Source organism: Paenibacillus sp. FSL K6-4396 (genome assembly GCF_038002525.1).
In the GTDB taxonomy this organism is placed as follows: domain Bacteria; phylum Bacillota; class Bacilli; order Paenibacillales; family Paenibacillaceae; genus Paenibacillus; species Paenibacillus amylolyticus_B.
The window spans coordinates 1,501,914-1,520,771 of the sequence record NZ_JBBOCR010000001.1; the positions used below are offsets into that span (position 1 = coordinate 1,501,914).

18 protein-coding genes are annotated in these 18,858 nt (G+C 46.1%); 15 read left to right on the forward strand and 3 right to left on the reverse strand.

All coding sequences use genetic code 11. The annotated features are described in order from the left end of the window. Window positions 1–176: 176 nt before the first annotated feature. Complete coding sequence (locus MHB85_RS06625) at window positions 177–1,736, forward strand: 2-isopropylmalate synthase (protein WP_192133091.1); 1,560 nt, start codon at window positions 177–179, stop codon at window positions 1,734–1,736. A 649-nt stretch (window positions 1,737–2,385) separates the two neighbouring features. Here MHB85_RS06625 and MHB85_RS06630 read toward each other — a convergent pair. After that, window positions 2,386–4,344 carry an ABC-F family ATP-binding cassette domain-containing protein gene (locus MHB85_RS06630; protein WP_091015391.1) on the reverse strand — a complete coding sequence of 653 codons (1,959 nt, stop codon included), beginning with the start codon at window positions 4,342–4,344 and terminating at the stop codon, window positions 2,386–2,388. Between the two features lie 278 nt (window positions 4,345–4,622). Here MHB85_RS06630 and MHB85_RS06635 point away from each other — a divergent pair, with 278 nt between their 5' ends. From MHB85_RS06635 to MHB85_RS06680, 10 genes are all read left to right on the forward strand, one after another. Beyond that, a complete protein-coding gene (locus MHB85_RS06635; protein ID WP_192133093.1) occupies window positions 4,623–5,261 on the forward strand; it encodes a 5-formyltetrahydrofolate cyclo-ligase in 639 nt (212 codons plus the stop codon). Window positions 5,262–5,288: 27 nt separating this feature from the next. Continuing rightward, window positions 5,289–5,780 carry a cyclic pyranopterin monophosphate synthase MoaC gene (gene moaC / locus MHB85_RS06640; RefSeq protein WP_306068493.1) on the forward strand — a complete coding sequence of 164 codons (492 nt, stop codon included), beginning with the start codon at window positions 5,289–5,291 and terminating at the stop codon, window positions 5,778–5,780. A 37-nt stretch (window positions 5,781–5,817) separates the two neighbouring features. Continuing rightward, complete coding sequence (locus tag MHB85_RS06645) at window positions 5,818–6,303, forward strand: MogA/MoaB family molybdenum cofactor biosynthesis protein (protein WP_017690080.1); 486 nt, start codon at window positions 5,818–5,820, stop codon at window positions 6,301–6,303. Window positions 6,304–6,511: 208 nt separating this feature from the next. Next, window positions 6,512–6,760, forward strand: a complete 249-nt coding sequence (gene tatA, locus MHB85_RS06650; protein WP_036611264.1) for a twin-arginine translocase TatA/TatE family subunit — start codon at window positions 6,512–6,514, stop codon at window positions 6,758–6,760. Between the two features lie 78 nt (window positions 6,761–6,838). Then, a complete protein-coding gene (gene tatC, locus MHB85_RS06655; protein WP_192133095.1) occupies window positions 6,839–7,621 on the forward strand; it encodes a twin-arginine translocase subunit TatC in 783 nt (260 codons plus the stop codon). A gap of 472 nt (window positions 7,622–8,093) precedes the next feature. Then, window positions 8,094–8,375, forward strand: coding sequence for a co-chaperone GroES (gene groES / locus MHB85_RS06660; protein ID WP_017690077.1), 282 nt, complete (start codon window positions 8,094–8,096; stop codon window positions 8,373–8,375). 83 nt (window positions 8,376–8,458) lie between these two features. Beyond that, window positions 8,459–10,093, forward strand: coding sequence for a chaperonin GroEL (gene groL, locus MHB85_RS06665; protein ID WP_036611259.1), 1,635 nt, complete (start codon window positions 8,459–8,461; stop codon window positions 10,091–10,093). A 204-nt stretch (window positions 10,094–10,297) separates the two neighbouring features. Beyond that, on the forward strand, window positions 10,298–10,735 hold the full coding sequence (locus MHB85_RS06670) for a hypothetical protein (protein WP_091015384.1): 438 nt from the start codon (window positions 10,298–10,300) through the stop codon (window positions 10,733–10,735). Between the two features lie 113 nt (window positions 10,736–10,848). Then, on the forward strand, window positions 10,849–11,091 hold the full coding sequence (locus MHB85_RS06675; protein ID WP_341072663.1) for a hypothetical protein: 243 nt from the start codon (window positions 10,849–10,851) through the stop codon (window positions 11,089–11,091). 132 nt (window positions 11,092–11,223) lie between these two features. After that, window positions 11,224–11,571 carry a hypothetical protein gene (locus tag MHB85_RS06680; protein ID WP_091015379.1) on the forward strand — a complete coding sequence of 116 codons (348 nt, stop codon included), beginning with the start codon at window positions 11,224–11,226 and terminating at the stop codon, window positions 11,569–11,571. Between the two features lie 126 nt (window positions 11,572–11,697). Here the strand turns inward: MHB85_RS06680 and MHB85_RS06685 are convergent, their stop codons facing one another. Both MHB85_RS06685 and MHB85_RS06690 read right to left on the reverse strand, forming a co-directional pair. Then, window positions 11,698–12,267 carry a hypothetical protein gene (locus tag MHB85_RS06685; RefSeq protein WP_143786497.1) on the reverse strand — a complete coding sequence of 190 codons (570 nt, stop codon included), beginning with the start codon at window positions 12,265–12,267 and terminating at the stop codon, window positions 11,698–11,700. A gap of 315 nt (window positions 12,268–12,582) precedes the next feature. After that, entirely contained in the window at window positions 12,583–15,702 is a 3,120-nt protein-coding gene (locus MHB85_RS06690) for a glycoside hydrolase family 2 TIM barrel-domain containing protein (protein WP_105597684.1), read from the reverse strand. Between the two features lie 93 nt (window positions 15,703–15,795). Here MHB85_RS06690 and MHB85_RS06695 point away from each other — a divergent pair, with 93 nt between their 5' ends. The 4 genes from MHB85_RS06695 (at window position 15,796) to MHB85_RS06710 (ending at window position 18,832) form a co-directional block, all read left to right on the forward strand. After that, entirely contained in the window at window positions 15,796–16,662 is an 867-nt protein-coding gene (locus tag MHB85_RS06695; protein WP_223199868.1) for a helix-turn-helix transcriptional regulator, read from the forward strand. A gap of 240 nt (window positions 16,663–16,902) precedes the next feature. Beyond that, the gene (locus MHB85_RS06700) at window positions 16,903–17,838 is read left to right on the forward strand and encodes a helix-turn-helix domain-containing protein (protein ID WP_192133097.1); all 936 of its coding nucleotides are present in this window, start codon (window positions 16,903–16,905) and stop codon (window positions 17,836–17,838) included. A gap of 27 nt (window positions 17,839–17,865) precedes the next feature. Further along, window positions 17,866–18,354, forward strand: coding sequence for a DinB family protein (locus MHB85_RS06705; RefSeq protein WP_192133099.1), 489 nt, complete (start codon window positions 17,866–17,868; stop codon window positions 18,352–18,354). A 190-nt stretch (window positions 18,355–18,544) separates the two neighbouring features. After that, complete coding sequence (locus MHB85_RS06710) at window positions 18,545–18,832, forward strand: hypothetical protein (RefSeq protein WP_091015368.1); 288 nt, start codon at window positions 18,545–18,547, stop codon at window positions 18,830–18,832. Window positions 18,833–18,858: the final 26 nt, after the last annotated feature.

The following is an 18,858-nucleotide window of genomic DNA, read 5'->3' on the forward strand; positions in this document are numbered from 1 at the left end:
ACAACAAGTATAGGCACTAAACATTCATCAGGCTTTAATGATCACTCAGGACTAAGCTACAAACAACATACGCATTTACAAACAAAATATATAACAACTCGGCGATTAGCGGGTGTTCTTGTGGCACGTGGATCGTAACGAAACTATTTATAAAAATTTGATGGAGGTTGATGGATATGACAACAACTAATAACAAACGCATGATTGAAATTTTTGATACAACGCTGCGTGATGGAGAACAGGCACCAGGGGCAAGTCTGCAACCCGAGCAAAAGATTGAACTGGCACACCAACTGGCTTCTCTGGGTATCGACGTCATTGAGCCTGGATTCCCGATCTCCAGTCCAGGTGAGTTCGCGGCGGTTCAGGCGATTTCGAGACAGTTGCAGAACGTGGAGATCTGTGGATTCGCACGTGCGGTCAAAGGTGATATCGATGCAGCAGTTCAAGCAACAGCGGATGCAGCACGGCGCCGAATTCACCTGTTTATCTCCTCCTCGGATATTCATATTGAGCATCAACTGCGCCGTCCGCGCAGTGAAGTGGTGGCTACCGCTCGTGAGATGGTATCTTATGCACGCCAGTTCACGGACATCGTAGAGTTCACAGCCATGGACGCTGCCCGTACCAAGATGGACGATTTGATTGAAATGGTTGAAGTCGCCATTGAAGCTGGAGCGAGCATTATCAATCTGCCGGATACGGTCGGTTATGCCCTGCCACATGAGTATGGCGAGATGTTCCGCCGGGTGCGTGAGGGTGCAAGAGGCGGCGATCAGGTTCGTTATAGTGCTCACTGTCACAATGATCTGGGCCTGGCCGTAGCCAATAGTTTGGCTGCGATTGCCAATGGGGCTACCCAGATTGAAGTGACCATCAATGGTATCGGAGAACGGACGGGGAACTGTGCACTGGAAGAGCTGATTATGGCGCTGGAGACTCGGGGAGACGCAATTGGTGCAACGACGAACATTAAGCTGAATCAGCTGTATGAGACTTCACGTCAGATCAGCCGTGCGATGCACTTCCCGATTGCGTACAACAAGCCAGTGGTAGGACGTAATGCATTCCAGCATGAATCCGGCATCCATCAGGATGGTCTGCTGAAGAATCGGAGCACCTATGAGATTATGGACCCGGAAGCGCTGGGTATCCCACGCAGCATGATTATTCTGGGCAAACACTCCGGTCGTCACGCTCTGAAGGACCGGGTTCGCAAATATGGTTTTGAGCCGGATGAGCAACAGATGGAGCAATTGTATGAGGTATTTAAAGAAACCGCAGACCAGCAAAAAGTGGTCAGTGACGACCAGTTATTACAGATGGTTAGCCAGACCATGAATATTCCTGCACAGGACTATGAACTGGTTGAATTACAGGTGACGGCGGGCAGTATGACGGATCGAATGGCCGCCGTTCGCATTCGCACAAGCGCTGGAGAACATTCTTACTCTGCTGTTGGCGGTGGACCCGTGGATGCAACCATCCGTGCGATTGGTCAAAGTATTTCCGATGATATTGCATTTGTAGATATGGAGATGCATGCCTTGAGTGGTGGAGAGGGTGCAAGTGCAGAAGCTGTAGTTACCGTGGAGCGTGCAGGACGTGAGTTCCGGGGAACAGCAACACATAATGATATCGTCATGGCTGCCGGTTTGGCTTATGTAGCGGCTTGTAATGCTGCTGGGCTTAAGGCGGAGTCTTCCGAACAGCATGAACAAGAAGCACATGCGTAAAACATCTTTGCCAGATCGCATCTACAGCGGCAATAGTAGCAATTGCGATTTGATGTAAATATGCATGGCATATAGTAAATAAATGACGGGCAGGCCTTGAATGACAAAGGTCTGCTTTTGTCTTATTATGGAGGAACATTGAGGAGTGGAAGGATGCATTTGTCAAGGTGTGACTATAGTTATCCACATATCCAGTGAAAATTGTGGGTAACTAGGATAAAGCCAAACCAGTATAGTTTTCGAAAGGAAAAGGGTTTAGGGGATAGAATGACTCTTTACTATCCACAAAGTTGTGGATAAAGTGGATAACTTGGTGGATAAATATGGTTTTTGTGTGTAAAAGGCTATTCTACCGCTGTATAATTAAGCTTATTAATGTGCTTGCTATCTTGCTTTCTTGTGGATAAGTGTGAGGGGCAGATGGATAAAAATATTTCTCTTCATTCGAGTAAATTTGACAAAAGTCAAAACAGCTCCCTAACCTCCGTATGTTAGAGTTCAATCTCAAGGAACATAAAGAACATAAGGTGCATAGCTTTAATACTCATCCTCAACAAACAAAAGCTGATCCCAATAAGGAATCAGCCGGTGGTACAACTATACTTGCATAGAGCCGATCAAGCCATGATCTGAGTCTGTACTATTCGTACTATTCCATAGCTAGTTCTTCCCAGTCCTCGTATGCCTTGGTGAGTTCTGCTTTGTGTTCCTCCGATTGTTGCTGGAGTTCTTGCAGCTTCATATAATCCTGATAGATTTCAGGCAGAGCCATCTGTGTCTCAAGTTCGGTAATCTTCGTTTCCAACTCCGCAATCTGTTGTTCCAGAGCTTCCTGCTTGCGTTGCCGGTTACGCTCTTCACGCTTCGCCTGTTTTTCCGCTTCGAATGAAGCCGCTCCGGATTTTTCGGTTGTGGCTGTGTTCAGATCGGATTTGGACGAGTTCTTGGATGAAGCCTGACGTGCCTCAGCAGCTTCACGTGCGATGTCCTCAAGCTCCTGTTTTTTCTCCACATAATCATCATAATTTCCGAGATAGTGTTCCGTTCCACCTGGATGAAGCTCGACAATGCGTTCAGCCATTTTGTTGAGGAAGTACCGGTCATGGGAGATGAATAGCAGGGTGCCTTCATAATCCATTAATGCCGCTTCCAGCACTTCTTTGGCAAACAGGTCGAGATGGTTCGTAGGCTCATCCAGAATGAGCATGTTGGCTTCCTTCAGCATCAGCTTGGAGAGAGAGACACGTGCTTTCTCACCGCCGCTGAGGGAGGAAATTTTCTTGAGCACATCGTCACCGCTGAACAAAAAGTTCCCCAGTACGGTCCGAATGCGTGCTTCTTCCATCCCGGGATAGGCACTCCACAGTTCTTCCAGAACCGTGTTGGACGGATTGAGCCCAGTCTGTTCCTGATCATAATAGCCGATCTGCACTTTTGTTCCCCATTGGATCTCCCCGGTCACCGGACGTAAACTTCCAGTGAGGCACTTCAGCATGGTGGATTTACCTATACCGTTTGGACCAATCAGAGCAACCGTTTCCCCACGCCGCAGATCGAAGGATACGTTGCGGAACAATGGAGAAGCCTCGTCATAAGCGACGGACAGCTGATCCACTCGAAGCACTTCCTTGCCTGACATCACGGCAGTTTCGAAGGAAAAATGGGCTTTTTTCAGATCTCCCATCGGTTTATCAAGCCGCTCCATTTTGTCGAGGGCTTTGCGCCGGCTTTGCGCCCGTTTGGTCGTCGAAGCACGTACAATGTTTTTCTGGACAAAATCTTCCATCTTGGAGATTTCACCCTGTTGTTTCTCATATTGCTTCATCTGAGTTTCATACTCGGCAGCTTTGAGCTCCATATAACGACTGTAATTTCCCGTATATTTTTTGGAGCGGTGACGTTCGATCTCAACGATGGTTGTTACGAGTCGATCAAGGAAGTACCGGTCATGGGATACCACGAGCAGTGCGCCTGAATAACCTCTCAGATAATCTTCCAACCATGTAAGGGTGGCGATGTCGAGATAGTTGGTAGGCTCGTCCAGCATGAGCAGATCAGGTGCCTGAAGCAAAATACGAGCAAGGGCAAGGCGTGTCTTCTGCCCGCCGCTCAGAGTTGCAATGGGGGTGTCTGGCGAAAATTCGCCGAATCCCATCCCGTGCAGTACGCTGCGAATGCGGGTTTCCATCTCATAACCGCCATGGTCCTTGAACCAATCGGAGCGTTTCGCATAACGTTCCAGCAGGTCAGCATACTTTTTCTCATCTTCCATCTGGGCAGGGTCGGCAATATCGCGTTCCATCTGACGCAAATCAGCTTCAGCTTGTGTCAGGTGAGCGAAGACGTTCATCATTTCTTCCCAGATGCTGCGATCGGATTGCAGCCCGCTGTTCTGAGCGAGGTAACCGAGCGTTGTTTCTTTGGACTTGAAAATCTGTCCTCCATCATAGGACATTTCACCGGCTACAATTTTGAGCAAAGTGGATTTCCCTGCACCGTTTACGCCAACGAGGCCGATGCGCTCGCGTTCTAATATTTGTAAGTTCACGCCGTCCAGGATTGGATCGACACCAAAACGTTTGATAATTCCGGATACTTGCAGCAGCATAAAATTAAGTTCCTCCATAGGTCCAGTTCTTGATATGACAACTATATCCCAGTTTACATGAAATACAGAGCAATTGCACCGATTGGGAACGCATGGGGTATGTAGTCTTTTTGATCAATCAATGATAAACTGAAAGAAGGCATGTTAATACATGAGGATTTTGCAGAAAATGAATCATTTTAACCCTTTCAACAAGATGACAACTGGTCATAACATATAAATTTTTTTAATGAGAGCTTTTTTCTACCTTCCCTATCAACAGGAGGTTATTCAAGGATATGCAGGATCATGCGGAACTGAAAAGTCAGCTTCGATCCAGACTGAGACAGAGCCGTGATCTGATGGATGCAAGCATGCATCAGCAGGCGATGACTAAGATTAACGCTGGAGTGAAGCGGGAGCTGGAGCGCCTTAGACAGGCCAAGAGCAAGGTTGTGAACAAACCACTCGTCATATTCAGTTATTTGTCCTATGGAAGCGAAGCATCCACAGCTTTTCTGTTTCAAGAGGGCTGGAATCATGGAGATGTGATGTTTGCACCAAAAGTCTTGGCGAATCCACCTCGAATGGAGTTACGGCGGGTGGCCGGAGAACAAGATCTGGAGCCAGGCATATGGGGGATACCGGAACCCAAGGATTCCTGTGAAGTCCTGACGCCTGATGATTGGCCGGATATCGATCTCATATTGGTACCGGGACTTGGTTATGATCTCCATGGCGGGCGTATTGGTTATGGTGGCGGTTATTATGATCGTTTTGCCGAGACGCTTGCAGCAACATGTGTGATGACGGGCAAGAAACCGTTGATGGCTGCGATGGTATTGCCGGGTCAGTTACAAGAGGATATCCCGATGGACCTGCTCGATCTGCGGATTGATCTGTTGATAACAACCGAAGGTATATTACATATCGAATAAAGGGTTGTGATGTGATTGAGTTCAGAAGTGAACAACGGCCAGGCTTCGGGTGGAAAACTGACCCATTTTAATGAACAGGGGCGGGCCCGGATGGTTGATATTTCAGGTAAGGAAATTACCGTACGTACGGCTGTGGCCGTAACGAAAGTGACGATGAATCCAGATACACTGGAAGCGATTCGGGAGGGCCGAATCGGCAAAGGTGATGTTCTGGCTGTGGCTCAGATTGCCGGGATTCAAGGCGCGAAGAAAACGTCGGATTGGATTCCGATGTGCCATCCGCTGGCACTGACGGGTGTGGATATTCGTTTTCATGATAATGGAGTGGATGAATTACACATTGAAGTTACTGTCAAAACCGAAGGCAAAACGGGTGTTGAGATGGAGGCGCTCACGGCTGCCTCAGCTGCAGCACTGACGGTCTATGACATGTGCAAGGCCATGCAAAAAGATATGATTATCGGTCCAACCATGTTGAATTCCAAGAGTGGTGGCAAAAACGGTGATTACAGCCGATAGGCAATATTTATTTTCATAGAGGAGAAGGGTGATCTTTATGGTGTGGAGAACAGCAATCCTGACAGCCAGTGACAAAGGAGCCCGCGGGGAACGTGAGGATACGAGTGCACAAGTCATTCGGGAGCTGGTGGAAGAAGAGCTGGGTGGTCAAATCGTGGAGTACCGTATCGTTCCGGATGAACCCGATGAGATTATTGCGGCTTTGATTGAGATGACGGATTATTTTCACGCCGATCTGGTACTGACTACCGGTGGAACGGAGCTGGCCATTCGTGATATTACTCCGGAAGCGACCCGGCGCGTAATTGAGCGGGAAGTTCCCGGGATGGCAGAGGCCATGCGGTACAGTGTAATGAGCAAAAACCGTTCTGCAATGCTGTTCCGTGGGGTATGTGGCATTCGTGGACGTACGCTGATTGTTAATCTGCCAGGTACACCAAAGGGTGTGCACGAACATCTGGCTGCCATTATGGATCAGCTTCCGGAAGCGCTGCTGATGGTTACGGGTCAGTTCAAGCAATAATCGAGCATGGACTCTGGGGCAAGATATCCGATTAGCCATGACTGTTGTTAGATTGTTCTAGTGACATCTCTTATTTGTGAATTTTGCGGGTTATGTAAGTGGTTACATCTATGGTATGATGGGCTTAAATTAAGAACGCAGCAGAGACATCTATGAACATCTGGCCGAGTATGCGCATCTTCGAAGCTTGAGACGAGGAGGATTATCAATGTTAAGTTCCATTGGACCAACGGGTTTTATTTTGCTGGCCGTGATTGCATTGTTGTTGTTTGGACCCAACAAACTTCCGGAACTGGGACGTGCAGTTGGGCGTACCTTCCGTGAATTTAAAGAAGGCGCTCGCGAGATTATCTCTGAGGATGACTCGTCCAATCGCAAAGAGCAGGAGAAGGCGAAACCGCTGGCAGCTGAGAGCACACCTGCAGACAAGCCTGCTGATAAACGCCTGCCGGAATAATCTTGACGGCAATGAAAGAGAAATCCCTTCCTGCCGGAAGGGTTTTGTATTTTAAGCTGGCAATAATGGGGGGCAGGCATGACGCAGCAAATGGAAGAAATGTCGATTACGGAACATCTGAGTGAGCTGCGGAAGCGGCTGATCTACGTATTAAGTATTTTTGTGCTGGGACTGATTGCAGGATTTTTTGTGGCGGACCCGGTATACCAATATCTGACCAAGGCAGAGTCGGCAAAAGGTTTTGTATTGCATGCCTTCTCGTTTTGGGACGGGATTGGCATCTACATGAAGATTGCAGGGCTGTTTTCACTTATAATTACACTTCCATTTACGGTGTATCAGATCTGGAAGTTTGTTAGTCCAGGGCTAAAGCCGCGCGAACGAAAAGCGACGCTGAAGTATGTGCCCTATGTGTTTCTCTTATTTCTGACAGGAATGGCTTTCTCGTATTATGTTATTTTTCCAATGGCACTTGCCTTCACAACAGCGATAACGGAGAAGATGGGGCTTGTGGAGACCTACGGGATGAAGCAGTATTTCAGCTTCCTGTTTGGCATTGTGCTGCCTGTGTCCCTGTTATTTGAACTTCCTTTACTTATTATGTTTCTGACAGGACTGCGGATTCTGAATCCAATTCGCCTTCGCAAGATGCGCAGAGTTGCTTATTTTGTTCTGATCTTCATTGCAGTGGTTATTACACCTCCAGACTTTATATCTGATCTGCTGGTGATGATTCCTTTGCTCCTGTTATATGAGATCAGTGTGTTATTATCCGCAATCGTATATCGCAAGCAGCTTGCAGCCGATGAAGAGATCGAATCCCGTTACGTTCGTGCCGAGGATAAGAAACATGTGGGCTAGAACATAAGTTGATATGAAAATGGAACAGAGGATATCTCATTCATTGCTGGTGTATGACTGGTATGTGTGTGGATGAGGATGATTTGTAATGTGCCCGGAAAAGACGGTCTGTTCTTATCCGGGCTATTGTTGTAGATTGTTCCCCTGTAAGCAAGGACAAGCAGGCATATTATGTTCAACAATGGATACAATGGGGAAGGGACTGTCTGTTAACGTTGCAGAAGGGTTAAACAATTTCGTAGAATAAGATTAGTGAATTGCAACATAGAACCAGGCACAGCGGGTGTAATTTGGCTATGTTTGTGTAAATTCAACGTAAATTCTCGCAGGAATTCGTCAAAAGGACTTGAAATCATGCTTCAAGTTGAGTATCATAAAGTTGGTTGTTAGCACTGAACACTGTCGAGTGCTAATACATATGGCTACAACCTACAATGTAACGTTATATAATTTCAAAAGGAGGCTATTTTTCATGATCAGACCTTTAGGTGAACGCGTATTGGTAGAACCACTGGAGCAAGAACAAACAACTTCTTTCGGGATCGTACTCCCGGACTCCGCCAAAGAAAAACCGCAAGAGGGTAGAATCATTGCAGTTGGTGCTGGAGTATTGAAAGACGGCGTACGTGTAGCTCTGGAAGTGAAAGAAGGAGATCGCGTTATTTTCTCCAAATATGCCGGTACAGAAATCAAATTCGAAGGTAAAGAATATTTGATTATGAAAGAGAGCGATATTCACGCGATTCTCGACTAATTCAAATTTAATCGGATAACCGAACCATATAGCACGACATAGCACGACCATTTTCCAACAAAAACTAGGGAGGTTTTCTTAACATGGCTAAAGACATTAAATTCAGTGAAGACGCTCGTCGCTCCATGCTTCGTGGTGTGGACGCATTGGCTAATGCAGTAAAAGTAACACTCGGTCCTAAAGGTCGTAACGTGGTTCTGGAGAAAAAATTCGGAAGCCCGCTCATCACTAACGATGGTGTAACCATTGCTAAAGAAATCGAACTGGAAGATGCATTCGAGAACATGGGTGCACAACTGGTTAAAGAAGTAGCAACAAAAACCAACGATGTTGCCGGTGACGGTACTACAACAGCAACTGTATTGGCGCAAGCGCTGATCACAGAAGGTCTGAAAAACGTAACTGCAGGCGCTAGCCCAATCGGTATCCGTAAAGGGATCGACAAAGCGGTTAAAGCTGCGGTTGCTGAATTGCAATCCATCTCCAAACCAATCGATTCCAAACAATCCATCGCACAAGTTGCAGCAATCTCTGCAGCTGACGAAGAAGTAGGCGAACTGATCGCTGAAGCTATGGAAAAAGTAGGTAAAGATGGCGTAATCACAGTAGAAGAATCCAAAGGATTCGCTACAGAGCTTGAAGTGGTTGAAGGTATGCAATTCGACCGTGGATACATCTCTCCTTACATGATCACTGATACGGACAAAATGGAAGCTGTTTTGGACAATCCGTACATCTTGATCACAGACAAAAAAATCTCCAGCACGCAAGATATCTTGCCATTGCTTGAGAAAATCGTTCAACAAGGCAAACCGCTGGTATTGATCGCTGAAGATATCGAAGGCGAAGCACTGGCTATGCTGGTTGTGAACAAATTGCGTGGTACATTCAATGCTGTAGCTGTTAAAGCTCCAGGATTTGGTGACCGTCGTAAAGCAATGCTGCAAGACATCGCTGCCCTCACTGGTGGCCAATTGATCACGGAAGAACTGGGACTGGACCTGAAATCCGCTGTTGTGGAACAACTGGGTACAGCTCGTCAAATCCGTGTAACAAAAGAAAACACAATCATCGTTGACGGTGCTGGTAACAAATCCGATATCGATGCACGTGTTAGCCAAATCCGTACACAACTGGAAGAAACAACTTCCGAGTTCGACAAAGAGAAACTGCAAGAGCGTCTGGCTAAATTGTCCGGCGGTGTAGCAGTAATCAAAGTTGGTGCGGCTACTGAAACAGAATTGAAAGAACGCAAACTTCGCATCGAAGATGCCCTGAACGCAACTCGCGCTGCGGTTGAAGAAGGTATCGTATCCGGTGGTGGTACAGCGCTCATGAACGTATATAGCGCGGTTGCGGCTGTAGCTCTGTCCGGTGACGAGCAAACAGGCGTAAACATCGTCCTGCGTGCTTTGGAAGCACCAATCCGCACAATCGCAGCTAACGCTGGCGAAGAAGGTTCAGTAATCGTGGAACGTCTGAAAAAAGAACAAACAGGCATCGGCTTCAACGCTGCAACTGGCGAGTGGGTTAACATGATCGAAGCTGGTATCGTTGACCCTGCGAAAGTAACTCGTTATGCATTGCAAAACGCGGCTTCCGTAGCAGCAATGTTCTTGACTACTGAAGCAGTTATCGCTGACAAACCAGAACCTGCAGGTGCTGGTGGCGGAATGCCTGACATGGGCGGTATGGGTGGAATGGGCGGCATGATGTAATAAAGGTGTAAAAACCTTTAAAGCATCATGTGCCTGGCGGAGTGGATTCTAGTTACGATGTGACGAGAATTGGTGAAGCAGTCACTGATACAAATTATAAATAATACAAAAACCACTTCTTGGAAATTATTAGGGAGTGGTTTTTGTGTTGTTGAGTATTTGCATAATCAAAATTAGTATCAAGAGATATGGAGGGCATATATCATGAAACATATTAGAAAAATGATATTAGCAGTTTTGGTTTCTATTGCTGTTATTATCTTAATTTATAATTTCACTTCTAATTCTGAAGGGAGATTAGCAACTGAACCTAGAAGTACTCCATCAACTCCATTAACAGTAATTAATAATGAGGATTTCGCAGGTACTACAAATACGCATCGGTTTAATATTCCGGCAGGATTTAGTTATGTGAAAGTGAGTTTTAAAAACAGGGGTTCGAAACGCTTCACATTTACGATCAATAAAAGATCTACTAGTGGAACCGAGATAACGTCTGGCAGTGTCCCGGCAGATGGAAAAGAGCATACATATTATAGTGACAAAGCGTTGTCGACGGGTTGGTATTATGTGAGTACCTCTTCTGCTCAAGGGATGTCTGGCACATTAGATGTTTCTCTGGGAACTGATGCTTATAAATGATTTGGGAATCGCTCTAAATGTAGATTTGGAGCCCTGAGATTGAAACCTTGTTTCTATGATTTCGTATGTACAGGGATACATAGAAGGTTTATTAGGAACTATTTGAGGAGGAAATGATTTTGAAAAAGGGTACGAAGTGGACATTATGGATTCTGGGCTTGATGCTCGCTGCAATATTTATCAACTTTTTTATGAATTTATATAGCTTTGCTTATGCACTGATTACGGTGCTGTTACTTGCCTTTATGGGCTGGGGATTCTTAGCGAAGTTAAAGAACGATGTCCGTCAGCATGAAGACTATCATAGAAGAGAGCACGAATCTGCGAGCGATGACATCGATAGATATACAAGATAGGTAACACATACATGATTTTTCACACGTAACCTAGCTTAGCTCTGATCTGATAATCTAGCCAATTGGTTTATCAGCCGTTTTTCGAGATTGATTTTTCAATTTATGGTTATTTTATTATATTGGAGGGATTTTATGAAATTATTTAAATTGCCATTGATTCTTTGTACTATATTAATTTTATCTATTGTCTCAGCTTGTAGTGCGGATGATAGGCTACACGGAAAGAGCGATAACTGGGATGTGTCTCTTCAGAGATCAACAGGGAACTATAGTATTACTTATATAGGTGATGAAAAGCGTATAAAGGATTTTGTGTTTGACCTTACCGGCAGTAATATAGACCAACAGGGAAAAGCGCTTGAGGAACAAGGGGTACCGTTCAGTATGTCGGGAACGGTTACTGAGGCGGAGAAAACGAAAGACCCGATTACCTTTAAAATGAGTTGGAACAATCAAAGCGAGACTGTAACTTTTGAGTAACTCTCGCATGGTGGAGGCGTTCATCATTGGTTTGGTGGCAAACACTGAATCATTCCTATAGTACATACCACACGTTAGGCCGTTCCTTCATGGAGCGGCCTTTTTACCTTTTTGCACAATCGCATCTTATTTCGCAACAGTTATTTCAAAAGTAGAGTGTTCATGATCTTGTACGCTGAAGCGATATTCCAATCCGTTGCGAACTGTCGCCCCATCAAAATCAGACTGATTCACGTCGCGATCCAATAGACGCATATCCTGAATGACATCTTGTGCATCGTTATACGAGTACTGACTATTGGTTGTGAGAATGAGTGTGGCGATAGCAGTCATATAAATTCCACCTGTTGGTTTACGCGTATCGCCAGTTGCGTATAACCTGAATTCCTGAATGCTCTTATCTGCATTCACTGCACCAACCAAACGCAACTCGTCATTGAATACATACTCGAAAGTACCAGTGCCCTGCTCGGAAGAGTCTTTCATATCCAAGCGGGTAATACTCAAACCATTCAGTCGGTATTTGCCCACGGCGCCATTAAACTTGTTTTGGAATTCATCGGTAGTCATGTGGAGGCCCGAAAGTTTAATCTGGGTTGAAGTTGCTGGATTTTTTTCTGTTGTAGCGTCACTTGATTCGTGTTCCAACGCCTGATCTATTTCAGACTGAGTAGAGTTCGAAGATAAATTCAGCATCCCATATAAACCTATTGAAGCAATCGCAAAACAGGAAGTCGTTAGAAAAATAAATCTGATCGGTAACCTATTACCTTTGCGAATAGATAAGATCATCAGAATAAGAAATCCCAAAAATGCGATAAATCCAAGAATGAAGAGGGTGATAAACAGATATTGCAAATTCTCACCTCGTAATAGAGTAATAGCTAATAAAGATCTTTTCTTGCACCTCATTCATTATAATGTTCCCATGGAAAACTTCAAACACTCACTACTCACTGCCCCAACAAAAAAAAGCACTGCCGGCATGCTGCCAGCAGTACTTGCTTGATGTTATACAGGTCTTACCGTAAAGGTGAAGTGATACGCTCGGTTGGCTGGCAAGGTGTATTCAGCATGGGTACGTGCGCCCCAGCTATCGTCTCCGCCGACACCCATTTGCTTGTAATTGATGCGAGCGACAGTCTGTGTACTCTGAGGTAATTTGTAAACATGGTCGTTTGCTTCCAGTTCCTCCGGTGTCCACGGCAACGCATTGATTTCAAATGGTATGTTGGCTTCAACATGAAGGCCACTTTGACCATCCGCTGACGTAATTTCGGCAAAGCGTACATCCGTTTTGTTACCACACTCTTGTGGTTTCAGATATGGAACAAATTGATCTCGAACCGCACCTGTGTAATAGCCAAGACGTGCACTGGTTAGACGGTCTGCGTAGTTGTCATGCGGACCTCTGCCGTACCAGGATATCGTATCCAGGCTGCTATTCAGTTGCAGCAGCATACCAAATTCCGGTAGATCGGGTAGGCCCTCGCCTGGAATAAGAGTTTGGCTGATTTCGAGCACGCCATCCGGACTAATTCGGTACGTAATAGACAGCGTACATCCCGGATGTTGATCCCACGTATAATCGCTCGTCACTAGAATGCCTTGCTCGTCTGCATGGTGTTCAAAGCGAATTAATCTGCTGGTAGCGTGAGCATCTCTCCAGAAGGCAGAACGCTCATTCAGGCGGTTCCCCATATCATTGTCTGTCATGGCTCTCCAGAAATTCGGGCGGACAGGTGCCAGCAATTGCTCCTGATTATTGATCTGATAAGACGTCAACGCGCCAGTAGTCGGGTTAAAGCTCAACGTGACTTGACCTATAGCTACTTTCAATTCATCTTGCAGATCCTGTACCTGTGGCGAATTGTCTTGTCCTTGGTGTACCAGTTGGATTGGACGCAATCGCGGAGATACCACGAACTGATCCCAGCCGATTTCATGACCTGTTCCTGCCCATTTGGTTGCAACTTTGGTTACCAGAGATACAGTCAATACCGCTTCTTTGAACAGATCGGATGATGGTGTGTAAGGGATACGGACTTCAGTCGATTCGCCAGGAGGTACCGCGATGTCCAACGTGCCGTTCTCTACAGACACGCCATTATGTGCTAGTGTCCATACCAGTGAGTATTCGCTCAGATCCGTGAACAGGAACTGGTTTCGAATGCGCAGCAAGCCTTCTTTGACGTCAATGGCTTCCATACGAACGTTCTGATAACATTTCTTCACTTCTTCCAGCTTCGGTGTAACTGTCTTGTCGGCCAGAATCAGTCCGTTTCCGCAGAAATTGCCATCATGAGGAGATTCACCGAAATCGCCGCCATAAGCAAAATATTCTACACCGTCTGCCGTAGTGGTACGAATGGACTGATCGACCCAGTCCCAGATGAATGCACCCTGCAACACATCATATTTATCGAACAAATCCCAATACAGATGCAGACCTCCACAAGAGTTACCCATGGCATGGCTGTATTCGCAGATAATATAAGGTTTCTTCGGACCCTTCATGCGCGCGTATTGCTCCACATCTTGTGGGCTGATATACATTGTGGATTCAATATCACTTGCCGAATCAGAAGGGCGATAATGGAAAGTCCCTTCATAATGAACGAGACGGGTCGGATCGACTTGTTTCAGATAATCGTACATGGCGATGAAGTTATCGCCGCCGAAGGATTCATTACCCAGAGACCAGATAATAACGGACGGATGGTTTTTGTCCCGTTGGAACATCGAGTTACAGCGATCTATTACGTTACTACGCCATTCCGGCTTACTTGCGGGAATATTGTTTTCATTCATTTCCTTTTGCCCATAATCCCAGGTACCGTGAGTCTCCAGATTCGTTTCGTCAATGACATAGAGGCCATATTCATCACACAGTTCGTACCAGAGTGACTGATTCGGATAATGGGATGTACGCACAGCGTTAACGTTATAGGATTTCATCAACTCGATGTCACGGATCATGTCTTCCCGACCAATGGCTCGACCCTTATCCGGGGAAAATTCATGACGATTGACGCCCTTGAACACAATGCGTTTGCCGTTGATTTGCATCAGGCCATCCTTCAGTTCAAACTTGCGGAATCCGATCCGGCTGCGAACAGCCTCCAGTATTTCGCCCGATTCATTCTGAATGGACAGCACAAGTGTATATAGATGGGGGGTCTCGGCGCTCCATAGAAGCGGATTGATAACCTCTGCTGACAACTGGAATGAAAGTTCATCCTCGCCCTGGAAAGTGACCGCCGCAGTAAGTGGTTGCTTCAGTACAGTCTGCTGTTGTGCATCATAGAGCTGTGCCTGAACGGACAATCCGGCAGTCGTCTGCACCGCATTATGATTGAATAATTTCACATCCAACAGCAGCTCCGCATCCTGATAGGCATCATCCAGTTCAGTGCGAACAAAGAAATCGGCGATCTGAACCGGGGAAGGTGAATGCAGGTATACACCACGGAATATGCCGCTTAGCCGCCAGAAATCCTGATTTTCCAGCCAGCTCGCATCACACCAGCGATATACCTCCACAGCCAGCTTGTTTTCACCTTCCGTCAGATATGAGGTGATATCAAATTCTGCGGGTGTAAACGTGTCTTCGCTATAACCGACGAGTTCCCCGTTGACCCATACATAGAAGGCAGATTCAACGCCCTCAAAGTGCAGCAGGACAGGCCGGTCTTTCCAGTCCGCAGGAACAGTAAACGTGCGGATGTACGAACCCACCGGATTATAAGTTGTTGGTGCAAAGGGTGGCTTCAATTCAGGCTCGCGCTCGACCCACGGATACGTCATATTCGTATATTGAGGATAATCGTAACCTTGTAGCTGCCAGTTGGAAGGAACAGCGATCTCGTCCCAGTCACTGGCGTCATAGTTGTTCTCATAAAAGGATGCAATCCGTTGCTCCGGTGTCTCCGCAAAGGCAAACTTCCATGGACCATTCAGTGATTCGTACCATGGCGATGCGCTGGAATCATTGGACAATGCTTCTGTTATAGATGGAAACGCTACCATAGACGCATGTGCGGGTAGACGGCCTACTTGAAAAGTCTCGGGATTATTGTTCCATTCCGGGTATCCATTTGCCGGAGGGGTGTATACCAGTTTGTTTCGCATAACAGCAACTCCTTCTGAAATGTTATAATATTGTCATTATAGAATTGAATGATGACTTAGAGAATAAAGAATATTGCCCATATATATCACAATATGAAACTAACACTGAAGAAAGTGGTGTACTGGATGGATACCCGGATTTTTTTTGGTAAAACAGAAGAAGCTGCTCGCCTGCCGATCTATATGACCACGGTTGGTTACTGGGAACACCAATATGAAACCGAGCGTCCAGAGGGATTCCCGGATTATCAGATCCATCAGATTATTAGTGGCCAGGGGAGACTGATTATACAAGACGAAGAGTATATCGTCGGACCGGGTGACGTTTTCTTTCTGTATCCTGATGTCCCGCATCGATATATGCCCATCAGTGATCGTTGGGAGTTGGCTTGGGTCTCGTTTCAGGGGAGAGAGGCCAGCCAGTTATTATCTTATGCGGGAATAACCGGTTCACGCGTGTGCAGACTCAGAACAGCCACGCTGTTACGTGGCCTGGAGCAACTTCTGGTTAGAGGAGAGAATGGGGATACCACGGATTACGCAGATTACGATGTGGAATGCTCCAAACAATTATATGCCCTGCTGCTGGATCTGAAGCCACTGCTCATCGCATCCGCCAATTATAATGATGAACTGGAGCGCTTGAAGCCTGTGCTGCGTTATATCGCAGAGCATCTGGATCGTTCACTTTCGCTGAAGGAACTGGCCGATGTGGCTGTAGTATCTCCCCAATATTTGTGCAGGCTGTTTCAGAAGGCGCTCCATATCAGACCTGTATTTTACGTGAACCAGGAACGGATCAATCGGAGCAAACAACTTATGTTCAGTGAGAGAGAGCTCCGAATATATGAAGTTGCTGATCGAGTGGGTTACGAGAACGCCAGTTATTTCTGTGCGATGTTCAAAAGGCATACAGGCATGAGTCCCGAACGTTTTCGCAAACTGCATGGACTGAATTGAAAGTCTGAATCTTGTTCTTTATTTTGAATTTTGATCTGTTATTCATCCCAATTTCAGTTTTTATTAAGGTTGGGAAGGTAAGATAAGTCTTGTAAACCCCTTCTCGTGTTAAATAGATGTGTGACTGGCCCTATCGGATTGTCCTCCGGTAGGGCACTTTTTTTCTTCATTTCTGCGGTTGGTGGTATGATAGATGAATACATATTGTGTAACCAACTCTAGTGACCGGAGGATGGAATTGTGGATCATAGTCTGCACCCGTTGTTTAAGCCGATTCAGATGAATGGAACGTACCCTAACAGTTATTATGTTGAGAAAATACCTGCTGCCGGTCTGATGGCTTATGTGGCCTGTTATTGGGAATCTGGATCTCTTCCGAACTCGCATGCGGATGTTACTTCGGGTGAAGATCGAGAGCCATCGGTGATGACTGTGCCTGCTCGGGTATTGCCGGATGGTTGCACGGATATGCTGATTACATACGACCCGGTCTGTCAAGAGCACTCCTATGCTTACTGTGGCAATTATACACTGCCGTTCGCTCTACCTGAGCCAACCGTTCATGGTCCTCCTGCTGGAGACTACACTTTTGGTGTCCGGTTCTTCCCGGGTGGAGCGCATGTCTTCCATGGCATGCCTCTGGAGTGGTTTACGGATAAGCGAATTACCCTTCAGGAATGTTGGCCGGAGAAGCTGAACGAGCTTCAGGAACGGATGGCCGAAACGAATAGTTTTGCAGAGCGAGTAGAGGTTATGAATGCGTACTTGAGTCCGTTGCCCTTACAGGCAAGCACATCTGAGAACAATTTGATGAAAAACGTGCTGCACCGCATCTTTATAGATGGGGGACGTATGAGTGTCCAAGAGCTGGCGATGCGTGAAGTGATCAGTGAGCGGCAGTTGCATCGCAAGTTCTCGGAATGGGTCGGAATCAGCCCCAAACGATTCAGTGAGGTGGTTCGTTTTCATCGTGTGCTGAGTGATATTCATCAGGGGAACACGGCAGACTGGGCAATGATTGCCCAGAATCATGGATTTTTTGACCAAGCCCATCTGATTCGGCAATTTCGCAAGTTTTATGGAGAGACTCCGTTGACGGCAGCCAAGGAACATGGCAGAATGTTGTCCGATTTGTACAATAGATCGGTAGCACCTTCGGTTATACTGAAGTCGTGAGAATAAAAGATAAGGGAGACATCATATATGAATGGAACATTGCAGATTCGGGATCACTTGTTGAATGAATTGGAAACAGGCGTACGGACGGGGGCTTCGTTAATTCGCTTGATCCGTTCGGAGGATTGGTCTTATCGTCCACAGGAGAATATGCGTTCATTGGTGGAGCTAGTGCACCATTTTATCCAGATTACCGCATCTGATCTTGCCATTATGCAGGAAAAAGGTGAAGCTGAGGTTGGGCTAGTAGAGAATAGTCTATCGGGGATTGAGGATATCGAGAAGCTTGAAGCAACGTTATGGAGCAATTTCGAATCCTACAAAGCCTATATCACGGGAATGAGCGAAGATGACTTTTTGAATCGTTCAACGAAAGCTTTTTATATGGAACATGGTCACTTGCAGGTTCAATGGCAGATTGAAACGGTAACGCATGTATTCCATCACCGTTCGCAGCTGTATAACTATCTCAAGCAGCAGGGCCATGAACTGAACTTTTTCATGCTGTATGCGTAATTAAACTTGTTATATTTAAAGTAAGCTGAGTTGGCTCCACCGGATGGTCCGGTGGGGCTTTTTTTGCGTACATTCGTCTATCAATCTATGAAGTCTATTAAAATTGGACATTATGACGCTGGTAATTCACCGTTGCTTTAATAGTTTTCAAACATAGAATACCGTATCAAAGCAAAAGGAGGTGATTTCAATGGCCATCCTTTTACCACAACAGTTTTATAATTTGGCAGCAGGTGTGGGCAAATCCTACTATGAGAATTTGGCTGGGGGCACTAATGCCAGTATCACGGTTAACAACTTTGGTCCGTTTGCAGTTGAGTTGGTTGTTACTCGCGTGAATGCACCTGTCATCACGTATTTAATTCCTGCCGGCAACAGCCTTACACTGTCTGTACACTTGCTGCTCGTAGCTGCCTTATTGACTAGTGCAGCTGGTGCTTCAACAGGTACGATTCAAGTGGCAACATCTGATTTCTAATTGTTGTTGCGGGTCTAATTGACCTC